The 15663-nt window shown below is 70.4% G+C and carries 12 protein-coding genes; 9 read left to right on the plus strand and 3 right to left on the minus strand.

The window, feature by feature from the left end:
• Positions 1-107: 107 nt before the first annotated feature.
• Positions 108-1055, plus strand: a complete 948-nt coding sequence (locus tag QU603_RS05035) for a virulence RhuM family protein/type II toxin-antitoxin system death-on-curing family toxin (RefSeq protein WP_308493399.1) — start codon at positions 108-110, stop codon at positions 1053-1055.
• A gap of 33 nt (positions 1056-1088) precedes the next feature.
• On the opposite strand, the gene QU603_RS05040 is transcribed toward QU603_RS05035, so the two are convergent.
• The 3 genes from QU603_RS05040 to QU603_RS05050 all read right to left on the minus strand — a co-directional run bounded on the left by QU603_RS05040 (position 1089) and on the right by QU603_RS05050 (position 5882).
• Entirely contained in the window at positions 1089-2684 is a 1596-nt protein-coding gene (locus QU603_RS05040; RefSeq protein WP_308493400.1) for an AMP-binding protein, read from the minus strand.
• Between the two features lie 131 nt (positions 2685-2815).
• Positions 2816-3883 (minus strand): Glu/Leu/Phe/Val dehydrogenase family protein, encoded by a 1068-nt coding sequence (locus QU603_RS05045; protein WP_308493401.1) that lies wholly within the window; start codon positions 3881-3883, stop codon positions 2816-2818.
• 94 nt (positions 3884-3977) lie between these two features.
• Positions 3978-5882 (minus strand): heavy metal translocating P-type ATPase, encoded by a 1905-nt coding sequence (locus QU603_RS05050; protein ID WP_308493402.1) that lies wholly within the window; start codon positions 5880-5882, stop codon positions 3978-3980.
• A gap of 72 nt (positions 5883-5954) precedes the next feature.
• On the opposite strand from QU603_RS05050, the gene QU603_RS05055 reads away from it, so the two are divergent.
• The 8 genes from QU603_RS05055 (at position 5955) to QU603_RS05090 (ending at position 15588) form a co-directional block, all read left to right on the plus strand.
• Complete coding sequence (locus tag QU603_RS05055; protein WP_308493403.1) at positions 5955-6431, plus strand: YbaK/EbsC family protein; 477 nt, start codon at positions 5955-5957, stop codon at positions 6429-6431.
• A 37-nt stretch (positions 6432-6468) separates the two neighbouring features.
• Complete coding sequence (locus tag QU603_RS05060; RefSeq protein ID WP_308493404.1) at positions 6469-6828, plus strand: hypothetical protein; 360 nt, start codon at positions 6469-6471, stop codon at positions 6826-6828.
• Between the two features lie 75 nt (positions 6829-6903).
• The gene (gene hutH, locus QU603_RS05065; protein WP_308493405.1) at positions 6904-8445 is read left to right on the plus strand and encodes a histidine ammonia-lyase; all 1542 of its coding nucleotides are present in this window, start codon (positions 6904-6906) and stop codon (positions 8443-8445) included.
• A 44-nt stretch (positions 8446-8489) separates the two neighbouring features.
• Positions 8490-10148 (plus strand): urocanate hydratase, encoded by a 1659-nt coding sequence (gene hutU / locus QU603_RS05070; protein WP_308493406.1) that lies wholly within the window; start codon positions 8490-8492, stop codon positions 10146-10148.
• Position 10149: 1 nt separating this feature from the next.
• Positions 10150-11382 carry an allantoate amidohydrolase gene (locus tag QU603_RS05075; RefSeq protein ID WP_308493407.1) on the plus strand — a complete coding sequence of 411 codons (1233 nt, stop codon included), beginning with the start codon at positions 10150-10152 and terminating at the stop codon, positions 11380-11382.
• On the plus strand, positions 11379-12725 hold the full coding sequence (locus tag QU603_RS05080) for a formimidoylglutamate deiminase (RefSeq protein WP_308493408.1): 1347 nt from the start codon (positions 11379-11381) through the stop codon (positions 12723-12725). Before QU603_RS05075 ends, QU603_RS05080 begins: the two co-directional genes overlap by 4 nt.
• Positions 12722-13894: an imidazolonepropionase gene (gene hutI, locus QU603_RS05085; protein WP_308493409.1), complete on the plus strand. Its 1173-nt coding sequence runs from the start codon at positions 12722-12724 to the stop codon at positions 13892-13894. The genes QU603_RS05080 and hutI overlap by 4 nt, the downstream gene beginning before the upstream one ends.
• 209 nt (positions 13895-14103) lie before the next feature.
• Complete coding sequence (locus QU603_RS05090; protein WP_308493410.1) at positions 14104-15588, plus strand: HNH endonuclease signature motif containing protein; 1485 nt, start codon at positions 14104-14106, stop codon at positions 15586-15588.
• The last annotated feature ends 75 nt before the right edge of the window (positions 15589-15663 follow it).

Raw genomic sequence — 15663 nt, forward strand, 5'->3', positions numbered from 1 at the left:
CGAGGCCGACCGCACGAGCGTCCGACCTCACTGGTTGACTGTTCTCATGTCCTCGAGCGAGCGCGGCGAGACGACACGACTGGACCGACCGCGAAAAGGAGCAGAGCGTGACGACCGAACCCAGCGTCGAGCTTTATCAGTCCAGCGATGGCATCGTGCTCGACGTGCGTGGCGATCCCGAGACGGTGTGGCTGTCCACCGACCAGCTCGCAGCACTGTTCGGTCGTGACACGTCCACGATCTTGCGTCACGTGAGAAGCGTCTTCGCCGACGGTGAGCTGTCGCGCGAGTCAGTCGTTGCAGACTTTGCAACGACTGCCGAGGACGGCAGAACCTCTCGGGTGCGGCACTACAACCTCGACGTGATCATCTCGGTCGGCTATCGCGTCAAATCGAGCGAGGGTGTCCGTTTCCGTCAATGGGCGGCCTCCGTGCTGCGACGCTATGTGGTTGAGGGCGCTGCGCTCGACGAGCGCCGCCTCGAGCAGCTGGCTCAGATCGTGCAGGTGCCGGGGCGCTCGGGCGATGAGGAGATCACCGGCGTCGCCGAGGTGCTGACCGGATACCTCCCGAGCCTGCGTGTGCTGCGCGACTACGACGAAGGGCTGCTCGACGACCAGCCGAACGGCGACGAACCGACGTGGACGCTCACCTACGATGACGCGCGCGGGGTGATCGACGCCATCCGCGACGAGTTCCCCCATGACACACTGTTCGGCGCCGAGCGCGGGGACGGCTTGCGCGCAGTCGTCGCCACGATCTACCAGGGCTTTGCCGGTCACGAGCTGTATCCGACGGTGCAGGCCAAGGCGGCGAACCTGCTCTACCTGATCGTCAAGGACCATCCGCTCAGCGATGGCAACAAGCGCAGCGCTGCGGCGCTGTTCGTGCACTTCCTCGCTCACAACGGACAGTTGCGGGATGCCGTGGGCAGGTCGCGCATCACCAACAACGCACTGGCGGCCATCACGCTCATGGTCGCGATGAGCGATCCGAAGGAGAAGGAGACGATGATCGCCCTCGTGCAGCGGATGCTGCTGGAGGATGCTGCGTGAGCGGCCGCTGAAGCCCCCTCCGTCGACCCGCGGTCAGTACCCGACGGCCTCGCGCGTGCGCAGATCCTTGCGCAGGATCTTGCCCGAGCTGGACTTGGGGATCGCGTCGATGAATTCGACCCGACGCACCTTCTTGTAGGGCGCGACCTGGCCGGCGACGAACTCCATGACCTCTTCGGCGGTGAGATCGGCACCGGCGGCCGGCACGACGAACGCCTTCGGGATCTCTTGGCCGTCGTCGTCGCGAACGCCGATCACGGCGACGTCGGCGACCTTGGGGTGACCCAGCAGCAGTGCTTCGAGCTCGGCCGGGGGCACTTGGTAGCCGTGGTACTTGATGAGCTCCTTGACGCGATCCACCACGGTGTACCAGCCGCCCTGGTTGAGGGTGGCGACATCGCCGGTGTGGAAGAAGCCGTCGTCGTCGATCGCGTCGGCCGTGGCATCCGGCTTGTTCAGATAGCCCACCATCACCTGCGGGCCCTTGATCCAGAGCTCGCCGGGGCGGGTCTCACCGTTGTCGTCGAACTCGGTGATCTCGGCGCCGGTGTCGGGGTCGACGAGCTTGCAGGTCGTGTTCGGCAGCGCGACGCCCACCGAGCTGACCGGCACGTCGTCGCGCGTGTACGGCATCGCATGGGTGACCGGACTCGTCTCGGTCAGGCCATAGCCCTGGAACATGCGGGCGTGGATGCGGCTGCCGGCGTGATCCGCGGTCTCGCCGTCGAGCGGGGCGGCGCCGGAGAACACCGAGTGCACCGTCGAGATGTCGTACTTGTCGACGATCGGGTGCTTGGCCAGGGCGACCGCGATCGGCGGCGCGATGTAGAGGTACGTGCAGCCGTAGTCCTGGATGTTCTTCAGGAACTCCTCGAGGTCGAAGCGGGCCATGGTCACCAGGCTCGCCCGCTGGCGAAGCGCCAGGTTCAGCAGCACGGTCATGCCGTAGATGTGGAAGAACGGCAGCACCGCCAGCACCCGGTCGGAGGCCTGAAGGTTGATGTTCACGCGGGACTGCTCGACGTTGGCGACCAGGTTGCGGTGGCTGAGCATGACGCCCTTGGGCACCCCGGTGGTCCCCGACGAATAGGGGAGGGCGGCGATGTGCGTGGCGGGGTCGAAGCTCACCTCGGGCGGGGTGCGCTGCTCGCCCAGCAGCTCACGCAGGTCAGGATGGCCCTCAGCGCCATCCAGGACGATCACGTGGTCGTCGGCGATGCCGCAGGCGGCGGCGGCGGCTTCGGCCGCGTGGGCCAGCAGCGGGCCGACGGTGACGATCCAGGTGGCCCCGGCATCCTCTATCTGCTTCTGGATCTCGCGCGCCGTGTACAGCGAATTGAAGGTCGTGACGGTCGCCCCCAGGCGCAGCGCACCGTGGAACACCGTGGCGAACGCCGGAATGTTGGGGCACAGGATGCCGATGACCGTGTTCTCGTCGACGCCGCGGGCGGCCATGGCGCCGGCGAACGCGTCGATCTGCGCCTTCAGGGCCCCATACGTCGTCTCCGCGCCGGTGGCGGCGTCGATCAGGGCCACGCGGGCGAGGTCTTCGCCGCTCAGATCGCCGAACAGATAGTCGTAGACGCTGAGAGCCGGAATCTCGACATCGGGGAACGGGCTGTGGAACACGAGGCTTCTCCCTTGATTCATCGTGCGGGCGCCGCTGCTGGTGGCGGCCGTCGGCGACATCGCCCACGTGCGACCATCATGCCACGCGGACCGGGTATCAGCAGGGGAGACCCGATCCGCGTGCGCACCGGTCAGACCCGGGCTGTGCGGGCCGCATCCAGCCGCGCCGCGGCCAGCTGCTCGGCAGCGTCCAGCGGGGTGATGCCGTCTGCCTCGGCGTGGTCGAACACGCGGCGCACGGTGTCGCCGATGGCACCGACGCGCTGCATGATCTCGTCGTGCGTGCCGTGCTTTTTCGCCTCGAGGTCGAGGTAGATCACCCCGCCCGCGTTCACGACGAAGTCGGGCGCGTACAGGATGCCGCGGCCGGCCAGTCGCGCAGCACCGGAGCGGCCCGCCAACGGGTTGTTGGCCGGGCCGCAGACCGCCTTCACCTGCAGGGCGTCGATGACCTCGTCATCGAGCACCCCGCCGATGCCGGCCGGCACGAACACGTCGCCGGGGACGTGGTGCTCGGTGCCGGGGGTGACCCACGTCGCGCCCAGCCGCCGGGCGAGGTCCTTCTTTTCCGGGTTCACGTCGGTGACGGTCAGCACCGCGCCTTCGGCCGCGAGCCGCTGCGTGAGCCGGCCGCCGACCTGGCCGAGGCCCGAGATCGTGATGCGGCGCTCGGCGACCTCGGGCGAGCCGGTCACGCGCTCCAGGGTCGCCCGCAGCGATTCGTAGACGCCCAGGCTCGTGGGACCGGCGGGCTCACCCGAGCCGCCGGCGGTGTCGGGCAGCCCCACGACGTGGGCGGTGCGCTCGCTGACGGTGAGCATGTCTTCTGCTGTGGACCCGACATCCTCCGCCGTCCGGTACCGGCCGCCCAGGCTCTCGACGGCGTCGCCGAGGTCGAGGAAGGCGGCGCGACGCCGGTCGGCGTCGAGGCTCTGGCCCGGTTCGAGCCGGATGACGGATTTGCCGCCGCCGGCATCCAGGCCCGCCGCCGCGTTCTTCAGCGTCATGGCGGCGGACAGGCGCAGGGCGTCGCCGAGGGCGTCGCTCCAGTGCGGGTAGGTCCACAGGCGCGCGCCGCCGAGGGCCGATCCGAGGGCGGAGGAGTGCAGCGCGACGGTGAGGAACAGGCCGCTGCGTGCTCCGGTGATCACCTCCACGCGCTCGTGGACGAAATCGGGCAGGGGCAGGGTGTGCGTCATCGCGACCTCTTTCGGCGGGCCTTGTGGGCTGTGCGTGGTGACGCCGCTGCTTCGTGGCGTCAGTGTCCATTCTGCCCTGTCGGGCTGTGGCGCGTCACCCGGCCGAGTGGGAGGATGCCTCGATGGCGGCCCCGTCGACGGCAGGCGTCTGAAGGTCGGCGACCGGGGCGCGCAGTGCGCGCAGCGCGTACAGGATCGTGGCCAGGTCCACGCCCTCTTGCACGAAGGCCCCGACGATGGCCGGGATCACGCCGGTGGTGGCCACGAGCATGAGACCGATGCTCAGCGCGATGCCGATGCCGATGGCGACGTAGGCGACCTGCAGCGTGTGGCGGCTGATCGCGATGGCGTCGGCGAGGTTGGTCAGCGAGTCCTTCAGCACGACGGCGTCGGCGGCCTCGCCGGCCGCGGTGCTGCCCCGGGCGCCCATCGCGACCCCGACATCTGCGGCGGCGAGGACCGGCGCGTCGTTGACGCCGTCGCCGACCATCATCACCGGCCGTGGCTGCATGCCGCCGGCCAGCGCGACCTTCTCGGCGGGCAGCAGCTCGGCGTGCACTTCGTCGATGCCGACCCGCTCGGCGATCGAGTGCGCCGTCGATCGTGCATCGCCGGTGAGCATCGCCAGCCGCTCGACGCCGGTGCGCCGCAGCCAGCCGACGACGGCGGCCGACTCGGGGCGCACCGCGTCTGCCAGCACCAGCACTCCGGCGAACGCCCCGTCGATCGCGACATACGCCGCGGCCTGTCCCGGACCGATCTCGGCGCGCTCGGTCTCGGGCGCGATCTGCGCGACGAACGCCGACTTGCCGACCACGACGGTGTGAGAGTCGATGATGGCGGTCACCCCGTTCGTGGCCTGCTCGCTGGCCGCGGTGGCAGGGCGCAGCACGAGACCGCGCTCGACGGCCGCAGAGTGGATGCCGGCGGCCAGGACGTGCGTCGAATACTCCTCGGCGGAGGCGGCAAGGGTGAGCAGCTCGTCAGCGTCGAAGCCGGACTCGGGGTGCACACCGACCAGTCGCGGGGCGCCGAGGGTCAGCGTGCCGGTCTTGTCGAAAGCGGCCGATCTCACGCGCGCGAGCTGCTCGAGCACCTGCCCGCCCTTGACGATCACGCCCGCCCGCGCCGTGCGCGAGAGGCCGCCCAGGAACGCGACGGGCGCGGCGATCAGCAGGGGACACGGCGTTGCCAGGACGAGCACCTCGGCGAAGCGGACCGGCGTGCCCGAGATCGCCCAGGCTGCCCCGGCGATCACGAGCGAGACGAGTGTGAACGGAATGGCGAACCGATCGGCCAGGCGCACCATCGGAGCGCGAGATTCCTGCGCGCTGCGCACCAGCGCGACGACCTGCTGGTACTGGCTGTCGGCGGCGCGGCGGATCACGCGCACGCGCACGGCCTGCGACCCGTTGACCGAGCCCGACAGCACCTCGTCTCCCACCGTGCGTGACACCGGCATGCTCTCGCCGGTCAGCGACGACTCGTCGAACGAGCCGCCGCCGGCGACCAGCACCCCGTCCACCGGCACGATCTCGGACGGGCGCACCAGCAGCACGTCATCGACGCGCACGTCATCGACATCGGCATCCTGGCTCTCCGCCGAGGACGGATCGTTCGGATGCACGAGCACGTGCGCGCGCTGCGGCGACCGATCCAACAGCGCGGTCAGCTCGCGCTTGGCGCGGCGCGACGCGTAGTCCTCGAGCGCCTCGCCGCCGGAGAGCATCAGCACGATCACCAGCGAGGCGAGGTGTTCGCCGACGGCGAGGGTTGCGACCATGGCGATGACGGCGAGGATGTCGAGGCCGACGTGCCCGCGCATCACGTCGCGGATCATTCCGAGCACGGTCCACGCGATGACGACCGAGACGAACGCGATGGACAGCCACTTCGCCGCTGCCGCCGCACCGGTCGCCGACAGCACGACCACCACGATCGCGACGACGATGGTCGCGATGATCACCGGATAGCGGCGGACGATGCGTACGACTCCCATGCCCCCACCCTGCCCTGCTGCGCCGATCGGCGCCAGCGTCTACGCCGGTACTGGCGGTCATATGCTGAGTGCATGACCGACCAGCTCTCTGCCCGCAGCCGTCTGGTGCACGACGCGCTGCGTGCTGCCGGCATCCCCGGCGAGATCGTCATCCTGCCCGACTCCGCCGCCACCGCACCGCTGGCGGCGGCAGCACTGAACGTCGAGGTGGCAGCCATCGCCAACAGCCTTCTGTTCTGGTCGGACGGCGCACCCTTGCTGGTGATGACCAGCGGAGCGCACCGCGTCGACGTGAAGGCGCTCGCCGAGCGCCTGGGGCGCACCAAGATCGCACGAGCCACGCCCGATCAGGTGCGTGAAGCGACCGGGCAGGCCATCGGCGGGGTCGCCCCCACCGGCCATCCGCAGCCGGTGGAGACGGTCGTCGACCAGTCTCTTGCCGACCAGCCGATCCTGTGGGCGTCGGCGGGCACGCCGCATGCCGTGTTCCCGTTGACCTTCGACGAGCTGGTCCGCCTGACGGCCGGCAGCGTTCAGCGGGTCGATTGAGGCCCCGCACCCTTCGTGCGCGGCCTACGCTGGGCACATGGTGGATGTGGATGCCCTCGCGCAGCGAGCGGCCGACTACGGGTTCGCATACCTGATCTCGATCACCCCTTCGGGTCGCGTGCACACTTCGGTCGTGCACCCCGGCATCGGCGACGGTGCAGTCACGGTCCCGGCCAGCGACCGCGTGCGCAGAAACGTCGGCGAGAACCCGCAGGTGAGTCTGGTGTGGCCGCCGGCCGATGCCACCGGATATTCGCTCATCGCCGACGGCGTGGGCGATGAGAAGGACGGCATCGTGACGATCACTCCTTCGCGGGCGATCCTGCACCGGCCGGCCACCGAGCCCAGCGTCCCGGGCGCCGCCGACGGGTGTGTGCAGGACTGCGTCGAGCTGTAGCTCACTGTCTGATATCCCAGACACTCGATCCCAGAGCCGGCGCCGTTCGGGCGTCGAAAGGTGTGGAATCGAGGCATGGTCACCCCCGTACTCGACACCGTCATCGTCGGCGCCTCGCCGCTGTCTCCCGCCCAGGTCGTCGCGGTCGCCCGCCACGGCGCGCACGTGCAGATCGATCCCGGGGCCCAGGCACGGGTGGTCGAGGCTCGCGCCCTGGTCGAGCGACTCGCCGATGACCCGGTGCCGCATTACGGCATCTCCACCGGGTTCGGAGCGCTGGCCACGACCTTCATCGCCGCCGACCGGCGCCGCCAGCTGCAAGAGAGCCTGATCCGCTCGCACGCCGCCGGCACCGGCGCCGAGGTCGAGGCCGAGGTCGTGCGCGCACTGCAGGTGCTGCGCCTGCAGACCCTGGCCACCGGCCACACCGGCGTGCGCCCCGAGGTCGTCGACACCTATGCGGCGCTGCTGAACGCCGGCATCGTGCCGGTGGTCCGCGAATACGGGTCGCTCGGCTGCTCGGGCGATCTCGCCCCGCTCGCGCACATCGCGCTGGCCACGATGGGCGAGGGCCAGGTGCGGGTGGACGGTGACCTCATGGATGCCGCAGCCGCGCTGGCAGCGGCATCCCTCACGCCGTTGGTCCTGGCCGAGAAAGAAGGACTCGCCCTGATCAACGGCACCGACGGCATGCTCGGCATGCTGCTGATGGCGATCGCCGATCTGGACATGCTGCTGGACACGGCCGACGCCGCCGCCGCCATCTCGATCGAGAGCCAGCTGGGCACCGACGCCGTGTTCGCCGCCGACCTGATGGCGCTGCGCCCGCAGGTCGGGCAGGCCACGAGCGCCCAGAACCTGCGGACACTGCTGAACGCGTCGCCGATGGTCGCCAGCCACAAGGGCCCCGGCGACGGCCGGGTGCAGGACGCCTACTCGCTGCGCTGTTCGCCGCAGGTGCACGGCGCCGCCCGCGACACCGTCGACCACGCGCGCATGATCGCCGGCCGCGAGCTGCAGGCAGCCGTCGACAACCCCGTGATCACCTCGGACGGCCGCGTCGAATCCAACGGCAACTTCCACGGCGCGCCCGTGGCGTACGTGCTCGACTTCCTCGCCATCGCCGTCGCCGACGTCGCCAGCATCTCGGAGCGGCGCACCGACCGGGCTCTGGACCCCGCACGCAGCCACGGGCTGCCGCCGTTCCTGGCCGACGAGGTGGGCGTGGACTCGGGCCTGATGATCGCGCAGTACGCCTCGGCGGGCATCGTCTCGGAGCTCAAGCGCCTGGCGGTGCCGGCATCCGTCGATTCGATCCCGTCGTCGGCGATGCAGGAGGACCACGTGTCGATGGGCTGGTCGGCCGCGCGCAAGCTGCGCCGCGCGATCGACGGGCTGGCCCGTGTGCTGGCCGTCGAGGTCATCACCGGGTCGCGCGCGCTCGATCTGCGCGCTCCGCTGCAGGCGGGCCCCGGCACAGGCGCCGTCCGCGACCTGCTGCGCAGCAGCGGCGTCGCCGGCCCCGGCCACGACCGGTTCGTCAGCCCCGACATCGAGGCCGTGACCGCACTCGTGCTCTCGGGCGCCGTCCGCGACGCCGCATACGCACAGCGCTGATCGGCCCCGGCCGATCCACACCGAACTCACGAAGGAGAAGCACAATGAGTGAACCGCGAGTCGTCCGCGCCGAGCGCGGCAACGTGCGCACCGCCAAGAGCTGGGGCGCCGAAGCCGCCAAGCGCATGCTGATGAACAACCTCGACCCCGAGGTCGCCGAGCATCCCGAAGACCTCGTCGTCTACGGCGGCACGGGCAAGGCCGCCCGCACCTGGGAGGCGTATGACGCGATCGTGCGCACGCTCGACGAGCTCGAGCCCGACGAGACGCTGCTCGTGCAGTCGGGCAAGCCGGTCGGAGTGTTTCGCACGCACGAATGGTCTCCGCGCGTGCTGATCGCCAACTCGAACCTCGTGGGCGACTGGGCGACGTGGCCCGAGTTCCGCCGCCTCGAGCAGCTCGGACTGATCATGTACGGCCAGATGACCGCGGGCTCGTGGATCTACATCGGCACGCAGGGCATTCTGCAGGGCACCTACGAGACGTTCGCCGCGGTGGCCCGGTCACTGGGCAAGGAATCGCTGGCCGGCACCCTGACCCTGACCGCCGGCGCCGGCGGCATGGGCGGGGCGCAGCCGCTGGCGGTCACGCTCAACGACGGCGTCGTGCTCATCGTCGACGTCGATGAGTCGCGCCTGGCACGCCGCGTCGAGCACGGCTACCTCGACGAGTACACGACCGATCTCGACGCGGCCGTGGAGCGCGTGGTCGCGGCGAAGAACGCCGGTGAGGTGCTCTCGGTGGGTGTTGTCGGCAATGCCGCCGAGATCTTCCCCGAGCTGCTGCGCCGCGGCACGCCGATCGACATCGTCACCGACCAGACCAGCGCGCACGACCCGCTCGCGTACCTGCCGATCGGCGTCTCGGTGGACGACTGGAAGGCCGAGGCCGAGCGCGATCCCGAAGGCTTCACGATCCGGTCGCGCGAGTCGATGGCCGCACACGTGTCGGCCATGGTGGCATTCAAGGATGCCGGGGCCGCCGTGTTCGACTACGGCAACTCGGTCCGCGCCGAGGCGAAGCTGGGCGGATGCGAGAGGGCGTTCGAGTTCCCCGGCTTCGTGCCGGCCTACATCCGCCCGCAGTTCGAAGAGGGCCGTGGCCCCTTCCGCTGGGCGGCGCTGTCGGGCGACCCCGAAGACATCTACAAGACCGATCGGGCGATCGCCGAGCTCTTCCCCGAAGACAAGGCGCTGCATCGCTGGCTCGACAAGGCCCGCGAGAAGGTCCACTTCGAGGGACTGCCCGCCCGCATCTGCTGGCTCGGCTACAAGGAGCGGCACCTGGCGGGACTCACGTTCAACGAGATGGTCGCCTCGGGCGAACTGAGCGCGCCGATCGTGATCGGCCGCGACCACCTCGACTCCGGCTCGGTGGCCTCGCCGTACCGCGAGACCGAGGCCATGAAGGACGGCTCGGATGCGATCGCCGACTGGCCGTTGCTGAACGCCCTGCTGAACACCGCGTCGGGCGCGAGCTGGGTCTCGCTGCACCACGGCGGCGGCGTCGGCATCGGGCGGTCGATCCACGCCGGTCAGGTCACCGTCGCAGACGGGTCGGAGCTGGCCGCCCAGAAGCTCGAGCGGGTGCTGACCAATGACCCCGGCACCGGTGTCATGCGGCACGTCGACGCGGGCTACGAGCGCGCGAAGCAGGTGGCCCGCGAGCGGGGCCTGAAGATTCCGATGCTCTCGGAGGACTGAGATGACGGTTGCCGGTCGCCTCGCCGAGATCGCCGATCTCGGACGCGACGCCGAGCGCAGCGGGTACTCCCGCCACCTCTTCGACGCGTCCGACCCGCCGCTGCGAGCGTGGTTCGGCAGCAGTGCCGAGGCACTCGGACTGCTGGTCGAAGAGGACGACGACGCGAATCTCTGGGCGTGGTGGATGCCGCAGCCCGGGGCCGTGCGCCACGACGCGATCGCGACCGGCAGCCATCTGGACTCCGTCCCCGGCGGCGGCGCATTCGACGGCCCGTTGGGCGTCGCCAGCGCGTTCGAGGCCGTTGCGCAGCTGCGAGCAGACGGCTTCGTCCCGGTTCGGCCCATCGTCGTGTGCGCGTTCGCCGAAGAGGAGGGCTCCCGGTTCGGCCTGCCGTGCCTGGGCACCCGGCTGCTCACCGGCGCCGCCGACGCGGCATCCGCTCTGGCGCGTGCCGACGCTGCGGGTGTGACCCTTGAGCAGGCGTGGCGCGACTCGGGGCGCGACCCCGAACGGGTCGGGCCCGACCCCGAGCGTCTCGGGCGCCTCGCCGCGTTCGTCGAGCTGCACGTCGAGCAGGGCCGCGACCTCGAGGACCGGGGACTTCCTGTCTCGACGGCGTCGGCGATCATCCCGCACGGCCGCTGGCGTCTGACGATCACCGGCGAGGGCAACCACGCCGGCACCACGACGATGGACCTGCGTGCAGACCCGGTCGTTGCCTTCGCCGGTGCCGTGCAGGCGGTGCGCGAGGTCGCCGCATCCCGGATGCCGGGCGCGCGCGGCACGATCGGCAAAGCGCAGATCATCCCGGGCGGCACCAACGTGATCGCCTCGCGCGTGATCGCGTGGATGGATCTGCGCGCCTTCACCGACGACGACGTGCGCGAGCAGTACGCGCTGACTCTTCAGCGGATGCGCGCAGCAGTGCAGGCCGAAGGGTGCACGCTCGACGTGCACGAAGAGTCGTTCAGCGCCCGCGTCGACTTCGACGACGAGCTCACCGCCCGCGTCACCGCAGCGCTGCAGCCCGAGTTCGGACAGGTTCCTGCCATCCCGACCGGAGCCGGCCATGACGCCGGCATCCTGTCGGCAGTGCTGCCCACGGCGATGATCTTCGTGCGCAACCCCACCGGCGTCTCGCATGCACCGGGCGAAGACGCGCGCGACGGGGACTGCGAAGCAGGCGCCCGCGCGCTGGCGGCGACGCTGCGGATGCTGGCGGGGTCGGCATGAGCGCGCTCACGTCGGCGCACGCCACCGCCGCGTTGATGGGCGGCGCGTTCACGGCCGACGTGCGGATCACCGCGCAGGACGGGATGATCACCGCGCTCGCCGTCGGCGCCGAAGCGCAGCCGGGCGACACGCGGCTCGGAGTGGTCGCACCGGGGTTCGTCAACGCGCATTCGCACGCGTTCCACCGTCTGCTGCGCGGGCGCACGCATGGCGGGGGCGGCGATTTCTGGGTGTGGCGCGAGCAGATGTACCGCGCGGCGCAGTCCCTCACGCCCGAGATCTATCGCGCGCTGGCCGAGCAGGTGTTCGCCGAGATGCGGGATGCCGGCTGCACGGCGGTGGGGGAGTTCCATTACGTGCACCACCGGCCCGACGGCACGCCGTATGCCGGCCACGCGATGGAGCTCGCGCTCGCCGACGCAGCGGTGGCCGCAGGCATCCGTCTCGTGCTGCTGGACACGTGCTACCTGCGCGGCGGCGTGGGCCTGGACCTGTCCGAGCGTCAGCGGCGCTTCGGCGACGCCGACGTGCACGCCTGGCTCGAGCGCTGGCACTCGCTGCACGACGCGATCGCGGGCGATCCGCACCGGCGTGGGCTGGTGACGGTCGGGGCAGCGGTGCATTCGGTGCGGGCGGTCACGCCCGACGACCTCGCCGTGGTCGCCCGGGAGCTGCCCGCAGCCGTGCCGCTGCATGTGCATCTGTCGGAGCAGACCGCCGAGAACGACGCGTGCCTTCGGGCCTACGGTGTGACCCCGACGGGTCTGCTGGCCGAGCACGGCCTGCTGCGGCCGGACCTTGCCGCCGTGCATGCGACGCACCTGACCGACGCCGACATCGCCCTGCTGGGCGAAGCAGGCGCCTCCATCGTGATGTGTCCGACGACCGAAGCCGACCTCGGCGACGGCATCGGGCCGGCCCCCGAACTGCGCGCGGCAGGGGCCACCCTGTCGATCGGATCGGACCAGCACGCCGTCATCGACCCCTTCGAAGAGGTCGCCCGCCTCGAGCTCGACCAGCGCCTGCGCGCACAGAAGCGCGGCATCTTCACGCCCGCGCAGCTGTGGCACGCGGGCAGTTCCGGCGGGGCGCGGGCGCTGGGTCTGTCGGGTGCGCGGGCGCTGGGTCTGTCGGGTGCGCGGCAGGATGAGGCGGGCCTGCGCGTGGGCGACCCGTTCGACGTCGTCGAGATCGATGCCGAGACGACGCGCACCCGGGGCGCCGACCTGCTGCAGCTGCCGCTGGTGGCCCGCGCGTCGGACGTGACCGCGACGATCGTGGCGGGTAGTCTCACCCGCAAGGGCGCAGCCCCCTCGGGCCTCACCCGGAAGGGCGTCGCATGACAACCCCCGCCACACTCCTCACGAACATCGGCGAGCTCACCACGAACGTGGCCCACGGAGACGATCTGTGCGGCACTCTCACCGATGCCGCCGTCCTGATGGAGGGCACGCGCATCGCATGGGTGGGGTCGGTGGCATCGGCCCCCTCGGTGCAGAACGTGATCGATGCGCGCGGGCACGCGGTCATCCCCGGCTTCGTCGACAGCCACAGCCACCTCGTCTTCGGCGGGGAGCGTTCGGCCGAGTTCGCCGCACGAATGGCCGGCCAACCGTATTCCGCCGGTGGCATACGCACGACGGTGGCCGCGACCCGGGCGGCGACCGACGACGAGCTGCGCCGGCGCCTGGCCGGGCTGATGACCGAGTTGCACGCGCAGGGCACCACCACGGTCGAGATCAAGACCGGCTACGGCCTGACCGTGCACGATGAGGCGCGCCTGGCGCGCCTGGCAGCCGAAGTCACCGCCGAGGTCACCTACCTGGGCGCGCACGTGGTGCCCGCCGAGTACGCCGACGCACGGGACGAATACGTCGATCTCGTGTGCGGTCCGATGCTGGCCGCCTGCGCACCGCACGCGAAGTGGGTGGACGTGTTCTGCGAGACCGGCGCGTTCACCGCCGATGAGTCGCGACGCATCCTCGAGGCCGGCATCGCCCGCGGTCTGGTGCCGCGCGTGCACGGCAACCAGCTCGGTGACGGACCCGGTGTGCAGCTGGCCGTCGCGCTGGGCGCGGCATCCGTCGATCACTGCACGTTTCTTTCGGATGACGATGTCGCAGCACTCGCCGCGTCCGACACCGTCGCGACGCTGCTGCCCGGCGTGGAGTTCGCGACCCGCCACCCGTACCCCGACGCGCGGCGCCTCATCGACGCGGGCGTGACCGTCGCCATCGCGTGCGACTGCAACCCCGGGTCGAACTTCTCCAGCTCGATGCCGCTGATGATCGCCCTGGCCGTGCGCGAGATGAGGATGACGGTGCCCGAGGCGATCTGGGCCGCCACCGCCGGCGGTGCCCGGGCCCTCCGCCGTGACGACATCGGCGTCTTGGCGGTGGGCAAGCGCGCCGACCTCGTGGTGCTGGATGCTCCCAGCCGCACGTATCTCGCCTACCGCGCAGGAGTGCCGCAGGTCGACAGCGTCTACAAGGACGGCGTGCAGGTCGGCTGATCTGCATACGTGACGCGTCTGGTCGTCGGTGGTGGATGTCGGGGGCCGGTGCGATGATATGGATGTTCGATAGTGGATGCCGCGGGACTAGGAGTCTGCTGAAGGAACAGAAGCTGAGGAGATCAGGGGATAAGCCTCTTGTGTACCGTAGATAGGTACGATACTATGAGGATGTTCAGATTCGAAACAGTGATCGATCGGAGGGCATCGTGGACGCAGCATCGCACGGGGAGTCCCCGGTCGTGTCGGCGCTGGATGGGCTGATCGACAGTCTGGGCGGTGCGCGTGCCTTGGCCGCGAACGCGTTCGCGACGGAGATGTACTTCTTCGCGAACGTCGCCGACATGGTCCAGCAGCGGGAGGAAGAACGCGCGGCCCGGCAGGACACGGGCGCGAAGGTGTCCGCGTCGCAGTTGGCGATGCGGGAGATCTACGCGGAGATCGGCGCCGCGCTGCGGCTGTCCGAGTTCCAGGTGACGGCCCGGGTCAATCAAGCTCATACTCTGGCGCACAAGTTCTATGACACGTTGCGGCACGCCAGCGAGGGCAGCCTCTCGCCGCAGCATGCGCAGACCATCGCGGAGGTCGGTGGCGACCTGGGCGATGACGCTCTCCGCGGCGAGTATGAGCGTCTCGCGTTGGACATGGCCCGCGAGCTGACCCCGTCCCAGTTGCGGGATGCGCTCGAAGCGGTGGTCGACCGGTTGGATCCGGAGGGCACGCAGGAACGTATCCGGCAGGCCGTGGCCCGCCGCGGTGTCCGCAAGCGCGCGGCCGGGCCCGGGGTGGGGCAGTTGATCGTGACCGGTCCCGCCGCGGAGATCGAGGGCGCGTACAACCGGTTGCGTGACATCGCCGCCGAGGTCCACGCCGACAACGAGGCCGACGTCGCCGAGCACGCCGCCGCCCAGGCCGCACGTGACGCCACCGAGGTCCCCGCGGCCGACGTGGCGCAAACGGACGCGATCGAGGGTGCGGGCGAAGCCGCCGAGGGTGCGGGCGCGCCGGACGGGTCGGGTTTTGTGGCCGACGAGCGTACTCGGGGCCAGATCATGGCCGATGTGGCGTTGGATCTGTTGTTGACGTCCGCCCCGGACGGGCATGGGACCACCGAGGAACGCAGGGCCGGGCTGGGCGCGATCCGGGCGACGGTGACCATCACCATCCCTGCCGCGACCCTCACCACGGTCGGGGTCGGCGGCGCGCAGCTGGTGGGTGTGGGCGCCATTGATGACGAGACGGCACGGCGCCTGGCCGGCACGTCGGACACCTGGTACCGGTTCTTCATCGACCCGGCCATCGGAGTGCCGGTCAGCGTCGACAAGCGCCACCCTTGCACCGCGCAGAAACGGCTTCTGCGGGCACGGGACGAGCATTGTCGGTTCCCGGGCTGCCGACGCCCGGCCGAGAAATGCGACCTGGATCACACGATCGCATACCAGGATGGTGGGCCCACCGCGCTGTGGAACCTCGGCGATTTCTGCAAACGCCACCACACAGTGAAGCACCACACGGACTGGCACGTGCAGCAACTGCCCGGCGGGGTGCTCCGCTTCACCGCACCCACCCGCCGCACCTACATCACCCGACCACCCGGCGCCGTCAGATTCGTCCCCGACGATGTGCGACGCGCCATACGACCACCCGGATACGCCGACTCTCCCGTGCCCGAAGGCGAACCCGCACCCTTCTGAGCGACACTCGACGACACTCGAGAGCGACACTCGAGGAGGGGTGGCGCCGAGTGCGCCGTTACGCTGATCACCGCG

It is taken from the genome of Microbacterium terrisoli, from assembly GCF_030866805.1.
Lineage (GTDB): Bacteria > Actinomycetota > Actinomycetes > Actinomycetales > Microbacteriaceae > Microbacterium > Microbacterium terrisoli.

What these genes read in the sequence shown, in the direction of transcription:
- hutU (WP_308493406.1), top strand. Translation starts at nt 8,490, where the DNA reads ATGAGTGAACCGCGAGTCGTCCGCGCCGAGCGCGGCAACGTGCGCACC.
- hutH (WP_308493405.1), top strand. Translation starts at nt 6,904, where the DNA reads ATGGTCACCCCCGTACTCGACACCGTCATCGTCGGCGCCTCGCCGCTG.
- QU603_RS05075 (WP_308493407.1), top strand. Translation starts at nt 10,150, where the DNA reads ATGACGGTTGCCGGTCGCCTCGCCGAGATCGCCGATCTCGGACGCGAC.
- QU603_RS05045 (WP_308493401.1), bottom strand. Translation starts at nt 3,883, where the DNA reads ATGACGCACACCCTGCCCCTGCCCGATTTCGTCCACGAGCGCGTGGAG.
- QU603_RS05080 (WP_308493408.1), top strand. Translation starts at nt 11,379, where the DNA reads ATGAGCGCGCTCACGTCGGCGCACGCCACCGCCGCGTTGATGGGCGGC.
- hutI (WP_308493409.1), top strand. Translation starts at nt 12,722, where the DNA reads ATGACAACCCCCGCCACACTCCTCACGAACATCGGCGAGCTCACCACG.
- QU603_RS05060 (WP_308493404.1), top strand. Translation starts at nt 6,469, where the DNA reads ATGGTGGATGTGGATGCCCTCGCGCAGCGAGCGGCCGACTACGGGTTC.
- QU603_RS05050 (WP_308493402.1), bottom strand. Translation starts at nt 5,882, where the DNA reads ATGGGAGTCGTACGCATCGTCCGCCGCTATCCGGTGATCATCGCGACC.
- QU603_RS05055 (WP_308493403.1), top strand. Translation starts at nt 5,955, where the DNA reads ATGACCGACCAGCTCTCTGCCCGCAGCCGTCTGGTGCACGACGCGCTG.